The sequence below is a fragment of the Larkinella fluvii genome, assembly GCF_051857545.1.
Classification (GTDB): Bacteria; Bacteroidota; Bacteroidia; order Cytophagales; family Spirosomataceae; genus Larkinella.
This window is the reverse complement of sequence record NZ_JBPZHB010000007.1, coordinates 430,131-450,401: the sequence shown is the minus strand read 5'-3', so window position 1 is coordinate 450,401 and position 20,271 is coordinate 430,131. Positions and strand designations below refer to the sequence as shown.

General features: G+C 53.7%; 17 protein-coding genes. 2 read left to right on the top strand and 15 right to left on the bottom strand.

The genetic code is table 11. The features are described from left to right. The first annotated feature begins 72 nt into the window (after positions 1–72). Positions 73–1,278 (top strand): tyrosine-type recombinase/integrase, encoded by a 1,206-nt coding sequence (locus tag ACS5NO_RS20915; RefSeq protein ID WP_439416940.1) that lies wholly within the window; start codon positions 73–75, stop codon positions 1,276–1,278. On the opposite strand, the gene ACS5NO_RS20910 is transcribed toward ACS5NO_RS20915, so the two are convergent. From ACS5NO_RS20910 to ACS5NO_RS20885, 6 genes are all read right to left on the bottom strand, one after another. After that, the gene (locus ACS5NO_RS20910) at positions 1,275–2,684 is read right to left on the bottom strand and encodes a hypothetical protein (RefSeq protein WP_439416939.1); all 1,410 of its coding nucleotides are present in this window, start codon (positions 2,682–2,684) and stop codon (positions 1,275–1,277) included. The two genes, ACS5NO_RS20915 and ACS5NO_RS20910, sit on opposite strands and share 4 nt — an antisense overlap. After that, positions 2,684–6,916, bottom strand: coding sequence for a phage tail tape measure protein (locus tag ACS5NO_RS20905; protein WP_439416938.1), 4,233 nt, complete (start codon positions 6,914–6,916; stop codon positions 2,684–2,686). The genes ACS5NO_RS20910 and ACS5NO_RS20905 overlap by 1 nt, the downstream gene beginning before the upstream one ends. Positions 6,917–7,063: 147 nt before the next feature. Beyond that, the gene (locus ACS5NO_RS20900) at positions 7,064–9,025 is read right to left on the bottom strand and encodes a redoxin domain-containing protein (RefSeq protein ID WP_439416937.1); all 1,962 of its coding nucleotides are present in this window, start codon (positions 9,023–9,025) and stop codon (positions 7,064–7,066) included. A gap of 298 nt (positions 9,026–9,323) precedes the next feature. Then, a complete protein-coding gene (locus ACS5NO_RS20895; protein WP_439416936.1) occupies positions 9,324–9,863 on the bottom strand; it encodes a hypothetical protein in 540 nt (179 codons plus the stop codon). Further along, complete coding sequence (locus ACS5NO_RS20890; RefSeq protein WP_439416935.1) at positions 9,860–11,893, bottom strand: DUF5977 domain-containing protein; 2,034 nt, start codon at positions 11,891–11,893, stop codon at positions 9,860–9,862. The genes ACS5NO_RS20895 and ACS5NO_RS20890 overlap by 4 nt, the downstream gene beginning before the upstream one ends. A gap of 2 nt (positions 11,894–11,895) precedes the next feature. Next, on the bottom strand, positions 11,896–12,357 hold the full coding sequence (locus tag ACS5NO_RS20885) for a hypothetical protein (protein WP_439416934.1): 462 nt from the start codon (positions 12,355–12,357) through the stop codon (positions 11,896–11,898). Between the two features lie 249 nt (positions 12,358–12,606). Here ACS5NO_RS20885 and ACS5NO_RS20880 point away from each other — a divergent pair, with 249 nt between their 5' ends. Beyond that, on the top strand, positions 12,607–14,436 hold the full coding sequence (locus ACS5NO_RS20880) for an AIPR family protein (RefSeq protein WP_439416933.1): 1,830 nt from the start codon (positions 12,607–12,609) through the stop codon (positions 14,434–14,436). A gap of 95 nt (positions 14,437–14,531) precedes the next feature. Here ACS5NO_RS20880 and ACS5NO_RS20875 read toward each other — a convergent pair whose 3' ends face one another. The 9 genes from ACS5NO_RS20875 to ACS5NO_RS20835 are packed head-to-tail and all read right to left on the bottom strand — an operon-like array spanning position 14,532 to position 20,253. After that, positions 14,532–15,389: a hypothetical protein gene (locus ACS5NO_RS20875; protein ID WP_439416932.1), complete on the bottom strand. Its 858-nt coding sequence runs from the start codon at positions 15,387–15,389 to the stop codon at positions 14,532–14,534. Then, positions 15,386–15,706, bottom strand: coding sequence for a hypothetical protein (locus tag ACS5NO_RS20870; protein ID WP_439416931.1), 321 nt, complete (start codon positions 15,704–15,706; stop codon positions 15,386–15,388). Before ACS5NO_RS20870 ends, ACS5NO_RS20875 begins: the two co-directional genes overlap by 4 nt. Further along, a complete protein-coding gene (locus ACS5NO_RS20865) occupies positions 15,684–16,082 on the bottom strand; it encodes a hypothetical protein (RefSeq protein WP_439416930.1) in 399 nt (132 codons plus the stop codon). Before ACS5NO_RS20865 ends, ACS5NO_RS20870 begins: the two co-directional genes overlap by 23 nt. Further along, entirely contained in the window at positions 16,079–16,621 is a 543-nt protein-coding gene (locus tag ACS5NO_RS20860; RefSeq protein ID WP_439416929.1) for a hypothetical protein, read from the bottom strand. The genes ACS5NO_RS20865 and ACS5NO_RS20860 overlap by 4 nt, the downstream gene beginning before the upstream one ends. 38 nt (positions 16,622–16,659) lie before the next feature. Next, entirely contained in the window at positions 16,660–17,445 is a 786-nt protein-coding gene (locus ACS5NO_RS20855; RefSeq protein ID WP_439416928.1) for a hypothetical protein, read from the bottom strand. Further along, entirely contained in the window at positions 17,420–17,626 is a 207-nt protein-coding gene (locus ACS5NO_RS20850) for a hypothetical protein (RefSeq protein ID WP_439416927.1), read from the bottom strand. The genes ACS5NO_RS20855 and ACS5NO_RS20850 overlap by 26 nt, the downstream gene beginning before the upstream one ends. Further along, complete coding sequence (locus ACS5NO_RS20845; RefSeq protein ID WP_439416926.1) at positions 17,623–18,609, bottom strand: DUF6712 family protein; 987 nt, start codon at positions 18,607–18,609, stop codon at positions 17,623–17,625. Before ACS5NO_RS20845 ends, ACS5NO_RS20850 begins: the two co-directional genes overlap by 4 nt. Beyond that, positions 18,596–19,966 (bottom strand): hypothetical protein, encoded by a 1,371-nt coding sequence (locus ACS5NO_RS20840; RefSeq protein WP_439416925.1) that lies wholly within the window; start codon positions 19,964–19,966, stop codon positions 18,596–18,598. The genes ACS5NO_RS20845 and ACS5NO_RS20840 overlap by 14 nt, the downstream gene beginning before the upstream one ends. Next, the gene (locus ACS5NO_RS20835) at positions 19,966–20,253 is read right to left on the bottom strand and encodes a hypothetical protein (protein ID WP_439416924.1); all 288 of its coding nucleotides are present in this window, start codon (positions 20,251–20,253) and stop codon (positions 19,966–19,968) included. Before ACS5NO_RS20835 ends, ACS5NO_RS20840 begins: the two co-directional genes overlap by 1 nt. Positions 20,254–20,271 lie beyond the last annotated feature (18 nt).

Sequence of the window (20,271 nt, the reverse complement as noted above, 5' to 3'; positions counted from 1 at the left end):
GCCTAAATTTAACGATTTGGGCGGTTTTTTTTGTAACAACTGCCCGTAATTGTACTTTTCCAAGAGTGAATTGTGACGAAAAGAACCCAAAATTCGAACCGTAGTCCCTACCCCTACAAACTCCCCCGGTTGATCAAAACCACCAATGTCTGGTATATCCTGTACTACGTCTGGAATGTGGATACCCAGAAGCTCGTCCGCAAGCGCGTTTTGGTCCAGGGGCGTACCGACGCCGAGCGTGAACAAGATGCGTCGGATATCATTGCTTGGGTAAGCAAGGAACTACAAAACGGGGCCTATGTCGGCACCCCCAAACCGAGTCCCCAACCCGCAGCCTCCGACATTACCCTGAGTAAAAACCTGACGCTGACCCAGGCGGTGGCCTACTTCTTTCAAACCAAACGCGATATTGCCGACAGCACGGCGATCCTGTACACCAATTACAGCAACCATTTCCTTGCGTTTTTCAAGGAACGGGGGAATGCCCAGGTCCAGTTACGCCAGATCACCAAACCCGTCGTTTTGGCGTTCATGGACCAGGTCAAACTGGCGGGCAAGACCCGCAACAACATCCTGGGCTTTCTGCACTCGTTTTTTGAGATGTACGTCGAGCGGGAAGTGATCGAGAAGAATCCGGCGGCTAAGATCCGGAAAGACTCCCTGGAGGAATCCGAGGATCACTTGCCCTTTACCCCGGAACAGATCCGCACCTTGAAGGAATCGATTCTGGAACGGGGCGACGAGCAGTTGTGGCTATTCTGCCAGTTCATTTACTACACCTTCGCCCGACCGGGACAGGAGATCCGTTTGCTGCAGGTGAAAGACCTGATGCCAACCAGCATCCGGATTACGGCCAAGCGGGGAAAAACCAACCGGTTCCGGTACCCCTTTCTTTCCCCAGCCCTGGAGGCCGAAATCATTCGTCTCGGTTTACGGAAATATCCGCCGGATTACTACGTGTTCAGCAACGCCAGTAATTCGGACAACCCCAATCATCCGGATAATTTCAAGGTGGTTCCGGGACCCACCCCGCCGGGCCAGAATAGCTATTACAACCGCCACGTCCGGCACCTGAAGAAACTGGGTTTATTCGGCAAGGATTACGATATCTATTCCTGGAAACCGACCGGGGTCATTGCGCTCTGGAGTGCCACCCTGGACATGAAGCTGATCCAGGAGCAGTGCGGCCATTCCACGATCAACCAAACCGATCGCTATCTGCGCAAGCTGGGCCTGGTCATCCGACCCGAAAAGCTCAACGAGTTTCCGACCATCTAAACCCGCCACAGCTCCGCTTCGCAGATCAGGATCGGATCATCACCCAGGGCGGTTTTCAGGGAGCTGATCAGGTAATCGACGCCCTGGATGTGGACCTTCTGGCGCAGGGTGAAGCGGGCCAGATCGGCCGCCGACAGATACAGATTCCGCCGGATCGGGAAGGTGCGGCCCTTGAAACGCTCGAACCGGCGCCAGTGGGTGTCCACCAGGTTGCCCGCGCCGGACCACAGCAGCGTTTGGCCCGCGTGGGCATTGGTCGCCGTGGGTACCCCGGCCACCAGCCCGTTCCAGAACAACAGCCGGTTACTGAGCACCGGTTTGCTGTCTTTGTTCAGGACACTGAACCCGGTCTGGCTGGTGGTGGCCAATCCCAAAACGGGGTCGGTCAGCAGGGTCGAAAACCGCGACTTGACGGGCAGCAGCACCCCGCCCGCGTTCTCCTCGTTCTCCGGGGTCTGGTACTTGTCCATCAGGGCCGGAATGGGTTTCATCGTCGCATCGTTGCCGTCGATCTCGTAGCTCAGCTCCAGCCTTCCGTGCTGGTCGGGAATGCGCAGGTGGGCCGTGCCGGTTTTGTAGCTCCAGTTGGTGAGCGTGGGCTGGGCCAGCACGTCATCGACAAAATCCATCGTGCAGATCTTCCGGCGCACGTTGAAGTCCAGCCAAAGGTTGAAGAGTTTGCGCAGTTCGATCAGCAGGCCCCCCAACGTGATTTCTGGCAAATGGTTGCTGTACGTCAGCGTGGTCTGCTCATCCAGGGCGTACAGGTTGTAAAACACCAGCCGCTGCATGGCGGGATCGTCCATGAAGGCCCCCTCAAAGCGCCAGCCCGTCAGCTCCCCGTAGCGTTTCAGGATTTGGTGCACAAATAACATCGGCACCCGCGCGGTCGGTTTATAAAGCCCGGCTTCCTGCTCATTGACTTTGCCGGTAAAACCGCCCACGGCCTGATTGCCGTAGAAAGCCGGGTTGTGAAGGGTGGGAAAACAATACCGGTCCACCAGCGGATCGACGCTGGCGACCGGCGATGCCGGAACCGGTTCGCTGCCCAGTTCAGTGAGCTGCGAAAGCGGGATCAGTTGGTAATCGCCGAAAATATCGCCCAGGTTCTGGGTGAAATACAGACTGTAATCGGGGGTGGTTTCCCGGATTTTGACGTAACCCTGCTCGACGATGGTGCTGTGGTGATATTTCTCGCAGTACCAGCGCCGTTTGGAACTCTCCACCTGGGGGTTGTGCAGATGCCCCAACACCCGCCGGTTGGTGGGGGTGCTGGGCAACTGGAAATCGTAGATGCGGCTACCCTGCACGGTCGAGAAATCAAACAGCGGGCTGAACTGCTCCAGCGTCAGCACCATGCCGGGTTTGCGGTCGACCGACACGCCTTCGATGCGAATGTCTAACATTATTTCAGGTTGCTGTCGTTATTGACGACGTTGATTGAATTCATCACATTGACCACGTTATGCACGCTGACGCTCAGTTCTTTGGCGGCAATGCGGTCGAGGTAGCCGTTTGCCGTGCTCAATTGGTTGGCCAGGCTGACCAGGGTGGCGTTGGTGGTAGACAACATTTCGACGGTTTCTTCCGTATTCTGGGCGATGGCGGTCATCATTTGCTGGGACTTGGTAATCTCGGCATTGGTCATCGAAACCGCCCCGGCCGCATCGCCATCGACGCCTTCCACATCGCCACCCCCGCCGTAGTCTCCCCCGCCTGCGTCGGCCGCGTACTGTTGGGCTTCGGCCAGGGCTTCTTCCTGCTGTTTCTGGGCGTCCCGTTCCGCAATTTTGGCTTCCAGTTTGGCCTGTTCGGCGGCTTTTTTCGCTTTGCCCGACCCGAACAGGTACATCCTTCCCCCCTGCAACGGCTCCAGGTACGAACGGTAATCACCCCCGTCGCCGAAGACGGCCCCGCTGCGGGCCATGATCGGCGCGCCGTTGCGGTGCAGCGAGGAGTTGAGCAGTTTGTCGATGATCGGCCGGTTGTTGCGGTAGGTGTTACGTGACAGAATCATGATGGGTTCACCCCCTTCCATTTCGCCGACCTCCTGACCCGAATCGCGCCGGACCAGCGCGATGCCCGACTGACCGTACTGACTGCCGTGGCCGGGGCCGTTGGGCACCCCGCCGTTGCGCAAGTAGCCACCCTGGGCGTAGGAAGGTGGTTTCTGCGATTTGATGATCCCGATTTGAATAGCAGCCATGGCCGCCGAGGCCGCCACCCCGATCAGCCCCAGCGGGAAACCCATCGTCGCCAGCGATTTGAGAGCCGCCATCGCGGCATTGATCAGCGCCATGGCAATCTGCATGGCCTGATCCCGCTTCCAGGCTTTGAGCTTTTCCTGCTTTTCCTTTTCAGCCGCGTCGGCGTTGATTTTGGCGATGGTTTTCTCGTACTGCTCCTTGGAGATTTTGCCTTTGTCGTACTGATCCTTCCACGACTTGAGCTGGGATTCCTTCTCTTTCTCGATCTTTTTGAGCTGACTGTCGAGGTATTTCTGGTTGAGCTGCTGCAGGGCCGCCACGGCCTGACCGGCCACCTGCAGGGTTTCCTGGCCCTTGGCGGTAAAGTCCTGCAGGGCCTTCTGGTTTTTGGCCTGCTCATTGGCCAGTTTCTGGTTCAACAGGGTCATGAACGCGGAGTAGTCCCCCTGCATGAGCCCTTCGACGGCCCCGAAAAACTGCTGCTGGTTGGCCAGCCGCTGGGCGGTGCGCTCCTGGGTCAGCGTCGTTTTGTCGGCTTCGTACTTCTGGTCGTTGGCCGTGAGCTGGGCCTTCAGCCGGTCGTCGATGGCTTTGTCGGCGGCCGCGCGTTTGTCGCGATCGGCAATCAGCTCGGCATTCTTCGCTTTTTCTTCGGCGGCTTCGTTGCGGAGTTTCTGCTGATTGTACTGGTATTCGGCATCGAGCCGCTGCTTTTTGGCATCGTAGATGGCCTGGGCGTTATTCTTCGCCAGATTCAGGTTCAGCTCGGCGCTGGCGACGGCGGCCTGAAACTGGAGGTCGAACAGTTGTTTTTCGGCTGCCAGCTCCTTGTCGCGTTTCTCCTGGCTTTTTTTCAGCTCCTGCTGGCGGTGGTCCTCGTTTTCCTTTTGGATATCCGCCGACAGTTTTTTGTTGATCTGATCGAGGGCCGTGGCCTTGCGCTGTTCATCGGTGATGGTGCGCTCGACTTCGGCCCGGGCCTGGGCGGCCTGGAAGTTCAGCTCGGCCAGCTTGCGTTCGTGTTCATCGGCAATCAGACTGATCAGTAGTTTCTGCTGCTTCTCGGCGGCTTCGCGATCCTCTTTCTCTTTCTTGTCCCGGTATTCTTTTTCCAGGGCCGCTTTGCGGGTTTCGTAGGCGCTTTCGGCGGCCGCAAACTGCGCCAGCTTCAATTTGTGATCGGCCTGGCTTTCCCGAATACGCTGTTTTTCCTGATCGGTCTCGAACCGGAGCTGGGCAATTTTGCGTTCCTTCTCGTCGGCGATGGCTTCGATACTGGCTTTGCGGGCCGCGTCGATGGCGTCCTGGTTGGCCTTTTTCTTTTCTTCGGCCCGCTGTTTTTCGTGCTCCTGGCGTTTTTTGGCATCCTCGGAAAGAAACCCGGCATTGTCCAGGGTGATCTGGTTCAGGCCGGTTTGGTTGGCGATCTGGGCCTCTTTAGCGGCTTTTTCGCCCCCGGCCTTGCTGGTGGCCACCTTGTTGTCGACGTGGGATTTGTGGTCGGCTTCGGTTTTGGCGTGACCGGTTTTGAGGGTAGCCTGGTAGGTGGTGCTGAAGGCATCGGCGACCCGTTTGCCGCCGTTGAGCATGGCGTCGGCCATGCCCTTGATGTCCATCGTGACAAAGGCTTTCACAAACTGGATGGCGACGTCAGCCGCGGTTTTCATCGCCTGCCAGAGTCCGTTGACGCCCGCGCGGAAGGTTTCGCTGTGCTGGTAAGCCGCCACCAGGGCCGCCCCCAGCGTGAGCAGGACGGTGATCACGGCCGTGACCGGATTGGTCTGCATGGCAACCTTCAACAGATTGGTGGCCAGGGTGGCGGCTTCCGTTACAATAATCCGGGCTTTCTCGGCGGCTGCCAGGCGCAGGGAATTGGTTTCGGCAAGTAAGAGTTGAGCGTTAAAGGTGATAATGGCCAGGGCCAGCAAACCGATCGAGACTTTGTTTTCGTTGAGAAAACCGGGTAAGGCCCCGATGGCTCGGCCGAAGGTCAGGGCCAGTTCACCCCCTTTCAGCACCGCTGGCAGGAGCTTGTTGCCCAGATCGACCGAGGCCGATTGCACTTCCTTGCCGAATTTGGCGAGTTGGGCGGCCGCCGTCTGGTTCTTGATTTCAAACTCTTTGGTCAGGGAGGTGCCGTCCTTTAGGGCCGTGTTGGCCAGCAGTTGCTTATCGCGCACCAGTTGGGTTTGGTCCTTCAAAAGCGACATCACTTTGGTGGCTTCCTGCGATTTGATGCCCAGATCGGACAACTGCTTGGCCACCTGATCGGCGGGCAGTCCGCGCAGGCTTTCGGCCAGTTTGAGCAAAAACTCATTTGGGTTGGTGTTGATGAGCTTTTTCATCTCGCCTTCCGTGAGGCCAAGCTGGCGGGCGAAGGTGGCCGTGTCTTTGGCGGCCGTCAGCAGGATGTTGGACAAACCCCCGGCGGAGATTTCGGCATTCAGGCCCAGTTCCTGAAAGGCGGCTCCCAAACCCAGGGTCTGGCTGATTTGGGGCGACAAATCCCCGAGTTGCCCCATGCGGGTGGTGAAATCGGCGACCACCGGGGCGGTGGCGGTTCCGGCGGCCCCTAACTCATTGAGGGCCGACCCGATTTTGGAAATAGCCGTTCCGGCATCCATCTCTTTGGTTTCCTGAAAGAGATTTTTCATCGTTCCCAGCTTGGACGTGACTTCTTCGACCCCGCCGGAAAATTCATCGCCCAGGGCCACCACGGCCTGATCGGTGGCCCGCACAAAGCCGAGCATCTCGTCTTTGGCAATGTTGATCTGTCCGCCGACTTTGGCAATCTCCAGCAGCTCAGCCTGGGCGGTGCGGGTGTCGATCTGCCGGATCTGGGCATCCAGGGCGGCCACTTCGTCGGTCGTCATCTGGGTGCTTTTGGCGATATCAGCGAAGGCATCCGAGGTTTCGGCGGCCGCCTGGACCGACTGTCGGCCAAACTGAACGACTTCCTGAATGACATCGTCCAGGGCGAAAGCTGCGAAGGTGCCCAGAAACGTTTCTTTCAGGCGGGACCAGACCGAAACGTTGTCGTCGGTGTGCTCTTTGAGCGCGCGCATTTCGGCGTTGACGGCATCGAGCCGCTGATCGACGTCGGCCACCTCTTTCATCTTATCGAGCCAGTCGTCGGAGTTGACTTTGAGGTCCTTCAGCTCGTTGTTTAAAAGGCGTTTGCGGGCGCGCAGTTCGTTGATCGACGCGTTTTCGAGGTCCAGGTTTTGGAGGTATTCGCGGGTTTCGACGTTGAGCTGCTTTTTCTGCTCGGCGAGCTGGCGGTAGGCATCGGTATTCTCTTCCCCGGCTTCTTTCATCCGGCGCATTTCGGCGGTGATCTCGCGGGCTTCCTGGCGTAATCCGGCCAGGCTCCGTTCGGCATCTTCGCCGTCGATGATGAGCTTGATTTTACTCTCTTCAACCTGGTTCATGGGGTGGCAGTAGGGAACTGTCCACCAAATTGAAAAGCCGCCCCGGGTTGAAACAGGACGGCTTCTTATTTATAGAATAAATTTAAGTGTCTCATCAAAAGAGGGTTATTTGAGACCGTTGTGAAATATCTTCCTCGTGGCCTTTTATCACTTGTTTTGAATAGACTTTGATTTTGTGACAAGTTCAAGGACCATACTTAGTTCCTCGACTACGCTTTCACTACTGCCACTATAGCCGATGCTTGTGTACCTAATCATACCATCGGCGTCAATAACCACTTTGGTAGGAATACCATTAACTTGATAGGATCTAGCTACGGAAGTATTCAAATCCAGTAGAACCGGAAACGTATATTGCCTTTGTTGAACAAAACGTTTAACCCGTTGAATGACAATCGAGTCAGCTTCCCGCCCTTCCAAGGTATTAATAAATAAAAAGACCACGTTGGGATTAGATGCGAAATCCGCCATGATCTTTTGCATCCCTGGAAAAGAGGCAATACAGGGGCCGCACCACGTAGCCCAAAAATCTAATACAATCGTTTTCCCTTTTAAAGAAGATAGGGCAGTGTGCTTGCCCTCAAAATCGGTAAGCGTAAATGCGGCAGCGGGTTGTCGGATAAGTTGACTTGACAAATCAGCTAATCGTTTAGCTCGATTGAATTCTTCCAAAGGAGCCCAATAGGCGTCAAATCCTTCGACTCCCTTGTGCTCGTTTATATAAATAGTTTTTAAGATTTCCTTAATTGTAGTATTGTACCTACCCAGTCTGACAAATTGCTCACCTTGCCGCTGAGCCTGCTGCCAATTCCCCACCTTCATGGCATTGGTCATAGCCCGTTCCAGTGTCTTTATGTCGATTTGCACTCCATCCTTTGCTAACCATTTCTGGTAAAGCGTATACGCTTCCTGATGGCGCCCTTGCCGATCCAGCGCCCAGGCAAGCATAGTTTCGTAGAATTGATAATAGCGATCCTGGATTTGTTTTGAATCGAATGCCTGCTCCTCTAATAGCTTTAAAGAACGATTTAAAAGAGTTTCAGCCTGGGGGAGCATCACACTATCGAGCACCATAGCCCAGGCGATTTTATACAAGATCATTGAATCCTGAAACAAATCGGGCCGCGATTCCATGAAAGCGTTCAGTCTGGTTTCATTATGACTTTCCACCCAACTAATGGCCATGTTTTGGGCTAAAAAGGCTAGACGCTCCGAGCGAGGAAATTCGTTTTCAAATGCTAAAAATAATTGATATAATTTTTCAGGAGGCTGACCATCTTTTTGGGCTTGTAGCCAGGCCCGGACGCGTCCTTCCTGAGCTAGCGTTCCTTTTGGATCTTTGGCGATAGCTTTCTGTCGGTACGTTTCAGCATGGGCTTTATCTCCTATTTCAGAATATAAAAGAGAAATCTCGGTCAGCACAGTAGCGTTAGGTGAGGGATAAAGATGATGATATTGGGCCAACTCCTTCCGAATAACACCTTCAAATCCTGGCTTTGCCTGCCAACCAATAGCCCATAAGCGCCTTAACCAATACGTTGTATACTGATTAGGATACAGGGTCAATTCTTTATCAAAGAGTGAGATTGCCATTGTCAGATCTGGCTTTACCCCAGCCTGCTGGGTAAAATGCCCACCAACAAAAACGATGCCCAGTCCACCAGCCGCATGTTGAATGGGAAGGTCCGATTGGTTATAGACCAGCACCGAGTAGAAACGACCTCGATTATTGTCAATCTGTTGTGGTTGATTTTTTGAACGAAAAAAAAGAATTGCTCCACTACTGTTTAAGGAGTTAAGAGGCAGAAGGCCAGAATATTGGTTCTGCTGAATGGTTAAATCAATAGTGAAAATGGAATCTGAAGGTTGGCCTTGATGATAGCGCCAGCACAGCACTACGGCTTCAATCTGATTTACTTGTTCTAAGGAAGTGCCGATAGTAGAATAGATAAAAGTGACTGGTTGTCCTTTTTGAGGGTGCTCCGGTTGAAATTGGACGTTTGCAACAATAGGCTTACTGAGAAGAAGTAAAACAAGTGTCCAACAGCAAGAAAACAAAGTTCTGTATGCTAAGTGATGTCTAAGTGTAGTCATTAATATCGCTTTCAAAACTTATTTTTCTGCAGTAAGATATGAGTTTTGTTTAAATGTTGTGTGATTTTTTTGGCGATTTTAAGATTACACGAATAGGTTGTCCTTAAAAAACGAATGCGAAATCAATTTCGTAAAACGCCCGATCCAAAAGAGATTATGTTTATGGCTAAAACTCTTTCAATCTACGCCAAAAAAAGTCTCTAATCGTCTTCTTCTGGCACAATGTCTTATTTTTTAGACTTCGCCTGAGTTTGTGAGATCAATTCAGACGAAGGTTAAAAATCTATAAAAAAGTAAACCAAGATAGGGGCCATCACTCCCCACCCGTCTGTTCCATCAGGCGAGCGTACCACCCAGTGACTACTTCCGCCGTCCTGACCCGCAGCCGGTAGCGGGCTGAATTGATCAGCTGCATCTTGGTGCTGTTGTACCAGGTGCCTTGGTACTGCTTTTTAACCACCGGCACTTTCCTACGGGAGAATAGGATGGCGGCCGCAATCCGGCGGGCGGCTTCGTTAATGCTGCTCACCGAGCGGCCCCGGTAGCCCGGCACCCGCCCGAATTGCCCCAGACCCACGGTTTTCACGAACGACTCAAGCGCATCGAGGGGCGGTAATTTATCGCCGTAGCGCACCTGGGACATATCCTTGAAGCGGCCGTATTCGTGGAAGGAGATTTCAGCCACCAGTTGCAACGCCGATCGGCTGACGCTGGCCTGGAACTGCTGGAGCAGCTCTTCGGTCAGCACCAGCCCCTTTTCTTCAATGGCCCGCTGGAACATTTGCACGCCGTCGTGCACAATCTCCTGGGCCAGATCGGCCAGCTCATCGAGTAAATCCAGGTCGTCGCTCATTGCTCGGTCATTTTAACGTACACCTTCGCACCACTGGGCGGGTTGTAGAAACTCACGCCATCCGTGCCGAACAGCCAGAGGTGTTCGGCACCTTCCTGGTTGAGCACCACCGACCGGTCGATGACAAGTGTTCCATTCGAAAATACTTCAATCCGGTAGGTTTGGCCCGGTTTGCCGGTGAGCATCAGGAACCACCAGTACAGATCACCCTGCACCGGAAAATTCAGATCGTTGGCATTTTGGGGGTAGACGTACGGGCCGGTTTGTCCCTGCACCGTCCAGCTATTGCCCCAGGGCTGCGAGCCGAAATAGACCTGCATTTGACTGGGACTGCCCGAGCGGTAATGCCAGTGCCCCGCGGGCACGTCCCAAGCGTACAGCTCCGGAGCCGTGGTGCAGGAGCCGTACTGGTCGGCGTAGCTTTGGGTGTTGAGCCGGGTAAACTCCGCTTCCGCTTTGCTGTCAGCATCGGCCTGGCTGACTTCGGAACCGAACAATCCGGCGGGAACGGTGATCAGCGCCGGGCCGCCCACCTGATCGGCACCACAGTTGCTCCGTTGGTAGGTGCCCGACCGGCTGATGGCCGCGCTCAGAAAAGGCGTCACCAGGCAATCGGCGCTGGGGACCGGGGGTAAATAGCCTTCCGTGCCGGGCACATTGGATTTGATGGGCGCTTCCGGCACGCGGGTGTTGTCGTCCAGGTAATACTTCTCCAGCAAGACGGCGGCTTTCATCCCGGTGCGTTTGCCGTTGGCATCCAGCAAACAGGTGATGGCTTTGGGCCGCCAGCCGGTGGGGCGTTTGGGCAGGTTGTCGGGTGACGGTAAACGGCTGTAATGCTGTTCTTTATTGGTGTAGCGGAAAACGAAGGTGCGGCCCAGTAGCGTCTCGTCGTCGTCCGACGTTTTGAGACTCTCCGTGACCGCGATCACCGGCAGGTACGCCCGGTCGGTGACCAGATAGATTTCGGGCGACCGGGCCAGCTCCTGCAGATAGTCGCCCTGGGCTTTGCTCAGCCAGCCGGTTGAGACAGTCAGTTCCCGTTCACCGGTGACCTCGTTGATTTCCTTCTCGGAAAATTCGGGCCGGTAGTCGTAGCCAGTAAAGCGTTCGGTGATCTGGCGTACGTATTTGACCTGTTCGACGCCCTTGCCGGTGCAGTAGAGCGTATCGAACCCGCCCAGGCTGTTGGCAAACAGGAGGAACTGCACGGTTCGGCGGTACTGGGTTTCCAGCCGGTACCAGCGGATTTCAGTCAGCCGCTCGTCGTCCTGGTTGCTGACCCAGACTTCGTAATGACTGACGAGTTTAGGGCGACTGGTCAGCTCCAGGGCTTGGGGTCCGACCGGAAAGCAGTAGACTTTGTAGGGATACACCGTCGTGAGCTGGTTCGCCACGAGTCGTTCCGAGGTACCATCGGTGTAATAGACCTGACTGATCAGTTTGAGGCTGGTGGGCAGGGGCGAAAAGTGGGTCAGCAGGTAGAGGTATTCGGGCTGATCGGCGTGGACGGTGCGGGCGTTGGGCGACCAGGTCAGAAACCGTTTGCCCTTGCCGATGAACTCGGTGAAAAAGAAATCATGGTAAGCCGCGTAGTCCCGCTCGGCAATCCCGGCTTTGATGGCGTGGGCCACCGGCGAATCGACCTGATCGATCAGCATATCGTCGTGGGTGCGGATGCGCCGGACGTAATAGGGCGTCGTCAGGCTCTCACAGATCCCGATGGTGGCTTGCCGGAAGGTGGGCGGGGTGCGGATCAAGAGCGAATCCAGGTGCCGGGCAATATCGAAATACGCGCCTTTGTACACCGAGCCAGTGGCTAGTACTTCGGGGGGGATTTCTGAAGCCACGAGCGTGTCGAGTTCCTCGAAGGTGTTGGCCAGAAAATAGGGTGGGGTCATCAGGGCCAGTCCGTAGCGCAAGCCGGTGCGGTCGGGATAGGTGATCGGGTCGGCGGCTTCGGTGTTGACGACGATGGGGTTGCCGGTCAGGTGGACCGGATAATGGGTCAGGGTGGCGAGGGCATCCATGGTCAGTACAAAAATTCGTTGAGGTTCATTTCCACATTCAGTTCCATGCGCCAGCCGTAGTGCGAATCGACCCACAGCAGGCTGACGGCTTCGAGCCGGATGCTGTTGAGATCACAGAGGATCGTTTTGCTGCGGTTATCCAGCCGCAGTTTTTTCAACAGGGCCAGCATAATCCGGAAGGAGTGGCCGTAGGCGGCCACCTGGGCGTCGTTGTCGTCGAGCGGAGCCTGCACCAGCACCGACAAACCGGTTTTGTAGACGGCCATGTGGTTGGCGGCAAAGTTATCGCCGGGCAGGATAATGGGCTGTTCGAGCCAGGCCAGGGGGTAGTCGAAGTCGGCAAAGGAGCGGGCATAATCCATGCCTTTTTCTACTCCACCATACAGAAAGAATTTAATGTCGGGGTGGGCACAGGCCCATTGCCGGAAGTAGTCCACGTAGGAAAGAAAATCGCCGGAAAGCATCGTGTTGAAGATGGTTTCCGGCGAAAGTGGGATTTCCTAGCGTAATTTAATAGGACGATATTAAAGTAGAATTGTAAAAGAAATAACTTATTATTCTAACATTGGACTATGGATCACATATTTGCCAATTTTACAACAACCTTTGCATATTAGAAAAGCTGGAGACTACTGCAAGAGACTTTTATTTTATGCTTTTTCTAATCAAATGTTATTCAACAAGAAGATCTTTTTATATTTTAAATAGCTAAAATGAATAAATACGAAATACTTGTCAATGTACTTGACCAACTCAGAAAAGAAGCACCAAGCTTAAATAAAAGATACTTTCCATCGGATACAGATACGGAGAAGCTTAACCAAGCTAGATCTAGAGCATACATACATCTATACTTAAAAGTAATTTTTGGCCTCACAGAATTTTCTGATAGAGAACATCTAATTACTGATGACAAAAACGACGGAGGTGTAGATGCGTATTATATAGATACTAGAACAAGAACGATTTTTTTTATTCAATCTAAATTTAGAGTCAATAGTAATAATTTTGAAAACAAAGAAATTGCTTTTGATGAATTATTAAATATTGATATCGATAGGATATCTCAAGGAGAAGATAAAAACGATTTAGGAATTGAGTATAATGGAAAAATTAAACAATTACAAAGAGAAATAAATCAGGTAGCTGATATAGCTAGATATTCATATGTTGTAATTATACTAGCTAATTTTAGGGAGAAGAATCAAAGTAAATTAAGGAAGCTTACTGGGGGCTATGCTTCGGTAGAGGTATTTAACTTTGAACGTACTTACAAAGAGCTTCTGTTTCCAATAATCACCGGTACATATTATAATCATGAAGATTTAAAAATACATATAAACCTTTCTAATAAATTATCAAGTAATGCAAGAATTAGTTATAGAGTTGAAACTGAACATGAGGACTGTATTATAAGTTTACTATTTGTGCCAACTTTGGAGATTGCTAAAGTAATGTATTTATATAAAAATTCTATATTAAAGTACAATCCAAGATGTTATTTGGAATTAGCTGGTAGTAGTGTTAACAAAGAAATAGAAAGAACCATTATAAAAAAGCAGACTAACGAATTCTCCTTATTTAACAATGGTATTACAATGCTTTCTTATGGAACTGAGTTTAGTGAAAGTACAGGCAAAAGAGATATTGCTCAACTAATAGTAAATAAGCCTCAAATTATAAACGGAGGGCAAACTGCTTTTACATTAAGTCGTGTTTACGAGGACGTTATTAACGATCCTGAAGAAATAAACAGAAGATTTAATAACAAAGAGGTTCTCCTTAAACTAATAACTTTCACCCCTAAGTCAGGGCCTGAAGGAATAAGTGAACTAAAACTTATAGAAGCTATTTCAAAAGCAACTAATCAGCAAACGGCTGTTGATGAAGCTGATAGGCGGTCAAATGATAGCGTTCAAGTCGAGCTACAAAGATTAATTTATGAGGAGTATGGGTATTTTTATGAGAGAAAAAAAGGCGAATTCTCAGATGGAGTCAAAGCAGGTTATATCAATAGATCACAAATAATTAACCGTGAACTTTTTTTAAGAATCTGTAAAACTTGTGATATAAAACCCTCTGAAGCTCGACGAAATAGTTACAAAATTCTTTTTAGAGAAAATAACTTTGTGACAACCTTAAATAATTCAAATAGATACAAGGAATATTTTTCGGGATATTATTGCTATGAATTATTAAATGAAATTGAGAAACGTTACAAGAAAGCAGGTAATAGCGTTTTTGGTATTGCGACATATGGAAATGCTTTCCGTTATGGAAAATTCGCAGTTGTATCTGCCTGTATGCTAAGCTTTACGCCGGAGTTAACACTTGATGATCTAGATGTAATAGTGAATTCTGTTTTGAAGACATGGAAAGATTTTGAAGAAAAAGTTTCAAATTTAAGTAGCAACTCTATCTATTTTATGAGATATTACGACTCGGAAAAAGATACAACTTATCAAGAATTAAATTTTGATAATTACTATAAAGGTAGAAATTCAGATAATGATATTAAGAAGTATTTTTTAAATAAATTTTGAGATTTTTCTTAAAACGTCTCATCGTACTTTTAACGTATGCTCACGATATTGGGAATTATGATGATGAAATAAAATTGGTGAAAGGCGCTAAGGCTTCAATAAATGTCCGATCCTAAACTCTCAATCTCCTTTTCCAGCCGCTCAGTTTCCCGTTTGATTTTCAGGTTATTATCCCGCATAAAAATCCAGACCGTGTGCACATTCTGTTTGCAAACCTGATCGAAGTTGCCGAATACGCCCAGTTTGGCAATGTCCATCAGCGAGGTCAGGATGCCTTCACCGTTTTTATACAGGGGCGGTTCGTCCGACTCGTCGCTGTCGTACACATCCTGGTAGCTCTCAAAAAACCGGTTGTTCATACACTCGAAGTATTTCAGCACCGCCATCACCTGACCGATACTGAGCTTCTGAAACTTGCGGGCGCGTTCGTCGGCCAGCACCGAATTGAACTCCTCGCGCAGATCACCGTTCCAGTCGGCCGACTGTCGGAACGATTCGGCATCCCTGCGCACCGGGCGGCACAGCGTCGCGATCAGCGCATAGACCGCCAGCGGGTTGGGGTTTTCGGGGCGGGTGTAGGCCAGGTAGTGGATGTTGGCCATCGCAATTTCAATCGCCGAGGTGTTGCTGTAGTGCAGATCGGGCAGGTGGTAGCGAACGCCGTCGACTTCAAACCAATCCAGCGGCTTGTGCTGCAGTTTCTCGTTCCAGATCCATCTTGTGAGCTGGCCCAGCCGGTACCGCTGCTCGACGGTCAGGTGGTAGGCGGTTTTTTTCGGAATCGGCATGATCTCCGCCAGCGCGCGGGCTTTCAACACCGCCCGTTCCGGGGGTTCGAGTAATTCCAGCGGAACCAGCGTCAGCGGCAAGAGCGCCATGATCTGGCGACTGGTGCATTCGGGCCAGGCCTGCGGCAGTTGGTAGGAATGGGCGTTGAGCCAAACGGTTTTCATCGAATCCAGCTACGTAGTTGAAGATAAATTCCTAGGGTGGCCAGACCCCGCCAGCCCCAGTTCTCGAGCCGGGCGCGTTGCAGGCGGGGGCGCAGCGGGTCCCGGTGGATAATCACCTGTTTCAGCGAATCCCGTTCGGTTCGCAATTTGATCATTGAGAGGGTAAGGCTCAGCCGCTCGGCCTGGCAGTGCTGCACATCGGCCCTGAGGTAGCCGGTGCGCTGTTTCAAAAACTCGTACCGCACCAGTGAATCGAGCACCGCCGGGGCCTTGCGGATGGCTTCACGAATGAGACTAACGCTGTCGGCGGGACCCACTCCGTGGGGCCACGGTATTCTTTGGCGTGACATAGTCAACGATTGCCCGTAGAGCGTCCAGCTCAGACAGATGCTGCAGACTGTCGCGCACCATTTTTTCCTGCAAGTCATGGATGCGTTGTTGTTGGGTGGAGATGATTTGCTGACCCTGGGCCAGTTGCCCGGCGTACTGAATGCTGTCGAACAGGGCCTGACGCCGGGAGTTTTCCCGCAGCAGGGCGGTGCGCTCGTCCTGGCAGGTCTGCAGGCTGCTCTGGCTGGTGAGCCAGCTTAATGCAAAACCCACCGCCCAGACCAGCCCGCCCACCACCAGTTCCCACAGAAAACGCTTCCGGTCGAGCTGAACAAACCGGATGACTTTGATGATCCATTTCATTGGGTTTGCCAGTAGGGGCTGATCTGGTTGACGATCAGCTTGATTTCGCGCATGCGCCTACGGGTTTTGTAAACGCCCCCCACGCCATTGGTGCCGCCGGTATTGAAACCGATGCAGTCGATGGCGTCGGCTTCGGGGTCCCAGCGCGGGCTGGCGTAGCCTTCGATGTGGCTGGCAAACAGGCTGACCCCGTCCATCAGGGCGGGTTTGGGGCCGAGCCGCTGATTGCCCCGACTGCTGCGCCGGTAGACGATCTTTTTGGCGTCGGCGAACCAACTCGCCACGCTGCCGGGACTAGGGATCGGGAGTTTAACACCGTTGCGCAGGTGGCACCAGTACAGCCCCGACGCGCAGTAGTACGCCCGTTCGGGCAGGCCCAGGGCGCGGTTATACCGGGCAATCTGGGGATGGTCGTTGCGGTTGGTGCGTTCCCGGATGCCCACCTGCGCGCGGGCGGTATCGTAAATGGCCTGGCGCAGCGTCCCTTCGTCGGCAACCTTCAGATCCGTCAGCGCCATCTGGTAGGGATTAACCTTCAATTTGGTCTTTACGGGGTCCCGCGCCGGCGTACCGGTCCCTACGGTTTGACCAGATGCGATAAAGCTGCCAAGAGCAAAAAGCCCAGAATAAAGCAGGTGGCGAGTTTGGAGCGTTGCCATGGGGTTAGTTCGTCAAAGAATTCCCGGTAAAAATCCTTGCCCGTCTGCACAAACGGAAGGACGTAAAAGCCCACCATCGGCACCACCAGCAAGAGCAGCAGCAGGGCGATGGGCAGATCGGTGAGCTGCACGAACTTCTCGTAGGCGAATTTCTGCACCGACGTCAGATCGTAAGGCTGCATCTGTTTGTCGAAGGCCAGGCTTTTGTTCACTTCCTGAATCGTGTTGTGCAGATCCGTGAAGGCATTGTAGGCCACCCACATCGCTACGACTACGCCCAGGAGCTGAAAGGCGAGCATCAGCCGGTGGTGCTGTTCGAACCAGGCTTTGGGCGGGGTGGGTTGGTCGGCGGTGGCCAGACCCAATAGCCGGTCGATGTCGCGGGCCTGGCGCTCGGAATCGGCGGCAAAACCGTAGAGCGTTTTCTTCTCATCTTCCGCCGTCGCCTGCCGGGCCTGGGCGCGGAAATCCTGGGCGTCCTCCAGCAGCGAATCGCGTTCGGCGATCTGGCGGGTGCGCTCGGCTTCCTGGGCCTGGCGTTTGCGGTCTTCGATGGCCAGCTTCTGGCTCTCGATGCGGGCCAGATCGGCTTTGAGTCGGTCTTCTTCGGCCTCGATGGCGGAGAGTTCGGGCACGGCGTGGCCATTGAGGGGCCGGGTTTTGCCCACTTCGGGGACTTTACCGGGTTTGGTGAGGTGTTCCATACAGCGTTTTGAAGAGAGCGTAAACAAAAATGGCCAGGGCTAAGGCCACCGCCAGGGCGGGGGGTACCCAGAGCGGGGCGGTAATCCACCACCACGACAGATCGGGGAAGGTGGTGTATTTGACGGCCGCCAGCAGCAGACAAATGAGCAGGAGTAACAGGGCAAGGTAGGCGCGGTTCATAGTACGAAATAGGGTTGGTTGGGATCGTTGGGAAAGCCTTGGCCGATTGGGGCCTTTTCGGTGGGGGCGGTGTAGGCCGCCGAGGTATAGTAAGCCGTCAGCACGGTCGGGCTGGCGGTTGTGTCGAGGTAATTCTGGAGCAGCCCGGCAAACTTATCGGCTTCTTTTTCGGCCCGCAGCGCCAGTTCTTCCCGGCGATCCCGGGGCAAATAATCCTCGTTGGTGATGCCGTCCGTTTCGGCCAATAGCCGCCAGTCTTCGGTGATATTGAGAAACGGAATCGACTCGCGAAACGACTCGTTGGCCAGCGCAAACCGCAGGAGCTGCAGGGCGTGGGTTTCTTCCTCGGTGAACCCGTACCCGGTCTGGGTGAGCTTCGACTTCAAGTCATCGAAAAACGGTTTGCCCAGCAAGGGCTTGAGGTAGAAATCTTCCGCCTTCAGAATGTATTCGCGCTGGGCCAGATACAACCGGCGCGACTTCTGGGCGTGGGGAAAATACCGGGTCAGTTCGGTGGCCGAATGCAGGAAACTGCCGTGGGTCATCGAATACGCGGCACTGTTTTTCCAGGTCGGAAAGTCATCCGCATAACTCTCCAGGTAAAAAAGGGCATCTTCCAGGGCGCGGTCGGCGTTGGCGATGAGGTCCTTTTTCATGCTGACGTAGAGCCACTTGCCCATCGGCTGGGCCTGCGAGGGGTTGGAAACCGACACTCCGGCGTCGCCGTTGGTGGACACGAGCTGGGGCAAGCCGATGAAGTAGGCGTAATAGGCTGTCGCGATCCGCAGGTGTTTTAGCAGCCGCACCGTCCGGCCTTCGGGGTTGGTCACCACCGACAACTCGTCGTACAAGGCGTCGCCGATGGCAGGAATCAGGTACTTCAGCTCGGCCTGTTCGACAAAGGGTTGCCAGGTGGGCCACTGCATGGTTTTCTGCACCCCGCCTAACACGGCTTTCAGTTGGGGTGTATCATTGATCAGCATCGGGCTTCTGTTGGTTAGGCTTGGGCTTGGTTTTCGGCTCCGGATCGGATTCTCCCTCCGGATCGGATTCGGCATTGCGCGGGTTATCGGGGCTGCTTTTGGCCGTCACGTCGTAGGTGTAGGTTTTGATCCGCTGGATGTACAGCGTTTTGGCGGGGTCCAGTCCGTCAATCTTCTGGGCGATCAGCAGCGGTTTTAAGATCAGCCGCCGGTGCTGCACCGTCAGAAAGTCCTGCATGTAGTTGGCGCTGGCTTCCAGCTCCTTGCCCGATCCACCCAGTTTCGCCCCGGTTTCGATGCCCGCCAGCGCTGGCAATACGCCGTGGCCCTGCGCCTGGGCGATGTTGGCCGCGTTGTAGAGGTTCAAAAACGCTTCATCGTCGATGGTCGATTTCAAAGGCGTGATCCGCACGCCGGGCAGTTCCTTGCCCATCGTGTCGGTTTTGTGGAAGGTGAACAGCACCTTGTTGGGGTTCTCGTAACTGGCGACGGTTTCGGCCATCGCGTCGAGTACCTTCTTCTGGTGGGCCTTTTTCTCGTCTTCGTTTTCGAAGCCTTCCGCGTCGAAATAATCGTCGGGAATGCTGATGTGGTGGGTAATGAAGTAACCGTTGTCCAGCCCCTTGTCGTTGAAAACCGGCACTTTGTTGGACACCTTCGTCCAGTTTTCGGTGCCCCACCAGGGCGAGAGGGCAAAAAACTTCTGGCCGGGAATGGCCGGGCGGCACACCCGCAGCATCGACACGGGGTATTTGGCCGGGTCGGTGGGATCGAAGGCGGGTACCCGGACATACTCGTCTTTTTTAAAGCGCGGGGTGCCGTAGTTGGCGTTGATCAGGTAGGCCGTCACCTTCGTCTGGCCCTTCTCCAGTTTGGCCGGGCGAATGTCGAAGACGTCCACCACGTCGATAGACAGGAGTTTCTGCCCGCTCTCGAAGGCAAACCGCACGTAGAATTCTTCGGCAAACGAAAGCTGGAGGGCGGCCGCCGGCACGAATTCATCCAGACCCAGCCGGTCGATCCATTCCTGGTACACCGGGTCGATGACCGGCGTGAGTTTGATCTCGTCGCCGACCACCTGGCGGGTGCCGACACCCAGCCCCAAACCGGCAGCAAAATCGGCCTTAGTGTAGATGAGCTGCCATTTGTTGGGCGACGCGCAGGCCAGTTCGTGCAGCCGGTACAGCACTTTGTCGTCCCCGCGCGGGATGTGGTCGGCTTTGGTGCCGGTGGCGCGGCCCCGGTCGAGCGAGGCATCGACCGTCGTGGACGCATCCCGGCCGAAGGTCACGACACTGGCCGCACCTTTTTGCCCGTAGGGCACGACGTACACGTTATTGGCAATTTGGCGAATCATCAGATCAGGTGGTTTACCGGCAGGTGGTTGAAGGTGACGATCAGGTCGATGTAGCAATCGAAGTGCTTGCGTTCGCCGGGTTGGTAGCATTTGAGAATGCCGGAGCGGTTCATCTTCTTGCGGTCGTTGAGCCGGTTAACCTGCGTGGGCTGGAGCCGGGTGCAACCCGACCGGACGGAAACCTGACCGGAAGTTTTCCGGAACTTCAAATCAAAGAGGGCATGGGGCCGGTTGACTTCGGCCAGCACTTCGGAGATGCCAATCACTTGACGGTGTACGCTGCTCATGGATGCGGTTTTGATACA

Coding starts and splice junctions, on each gene's coding strand:
- ACS5NO_RS20910 (WP_439416939.1), bottom strand. CDS start 2,684: ATGTTAGACATTCGCATCGAAGGCGTGTCGGTCGACCGCAAACCCGGC.
- ACS5NO_RS20905 (WP_439416938.1), bottom strand. CDS start 6,916: ATGAACCAGGTTGAAGAGAGTAAAATCAAGCTCATCATCGACGGCGAA.
- ACS5NO_RS20895 (WP_439416936.1), bottom strand. CDS start 9,863: ATGAGCGACGACCTGGATTTACTCGATGAGCTGGCCGATCTGGCCCAG.
- ACS5NO_RS20890 (WP_439416935.1), bottom strand. CDS start 11,893: ATGGATGCCCTCGCCACCCTGACCCATTATCCGGTCCACCTGACCGGC.
- ACS5NO_RS20885 (WP_439416934.1), bottom strand. CDS start 12,357: ATGCTTTCCGGCGATTTTCTTTCCTACGTGGACTACTTCCGGCAATGG.
- ACS5NO_RS20880 (WP_439416933.1), top strand. CDS start 12,607: ATGAATAAATACGAAATACTTGTCAATGTACTTGACCAACTCAGAAAA.
- ACS5NO_RS20875 (WP_439416932.1), bottom strand. CDS start 15,389: ATGAAAACCGTTTGGCTCAACGCCCATTCCTACCAACTGCCGCAGGCC.
- ACS5NO_RS20865 (WP_439416930.1), bottom strand. CDS start 16,082: ATGAAATGGATCATCAAAGTCATCCGGTTTGTTCAGCTCGACCGGAAG.
- ACS5NO_RS20855 (WP_439416928.1), bottom strand. CDS start 17,445: ATGGAACACCTCACCAAACCCGGTAAAGTCCCCGAAGTGGGCAAAACC.
- ACS5NO_RS20850 (WP_439416927.1), bottom strand. CDS start 17,626: ATGAACCGCGCCTACCTTGCCCTGTTACTCCTGCTCATTTGTCTGCTG.
- ACS5NO_RS20845 (WP_439416926.1), bottom strand. CDS start 18,609: ATGCTGATCAATGATACACCCCAACTGAAAGCCGTGTTAGGCGGGGTG.
- ACS5NO_RS20840 (WP_439416925.1), bottom strand. CDS start 19,966: ATGATTCGCCAAATTGCCAATAACGTGTACGTCGTGCCCTACGGGCAA.
- ACS5NO_RS20835 (WP_439416924.1), bottom strand. CDS start 20,253: ATGAGCAGCGTACACCGTCAAGTGATTGGCATCTCCGAAGTGCTGGCC.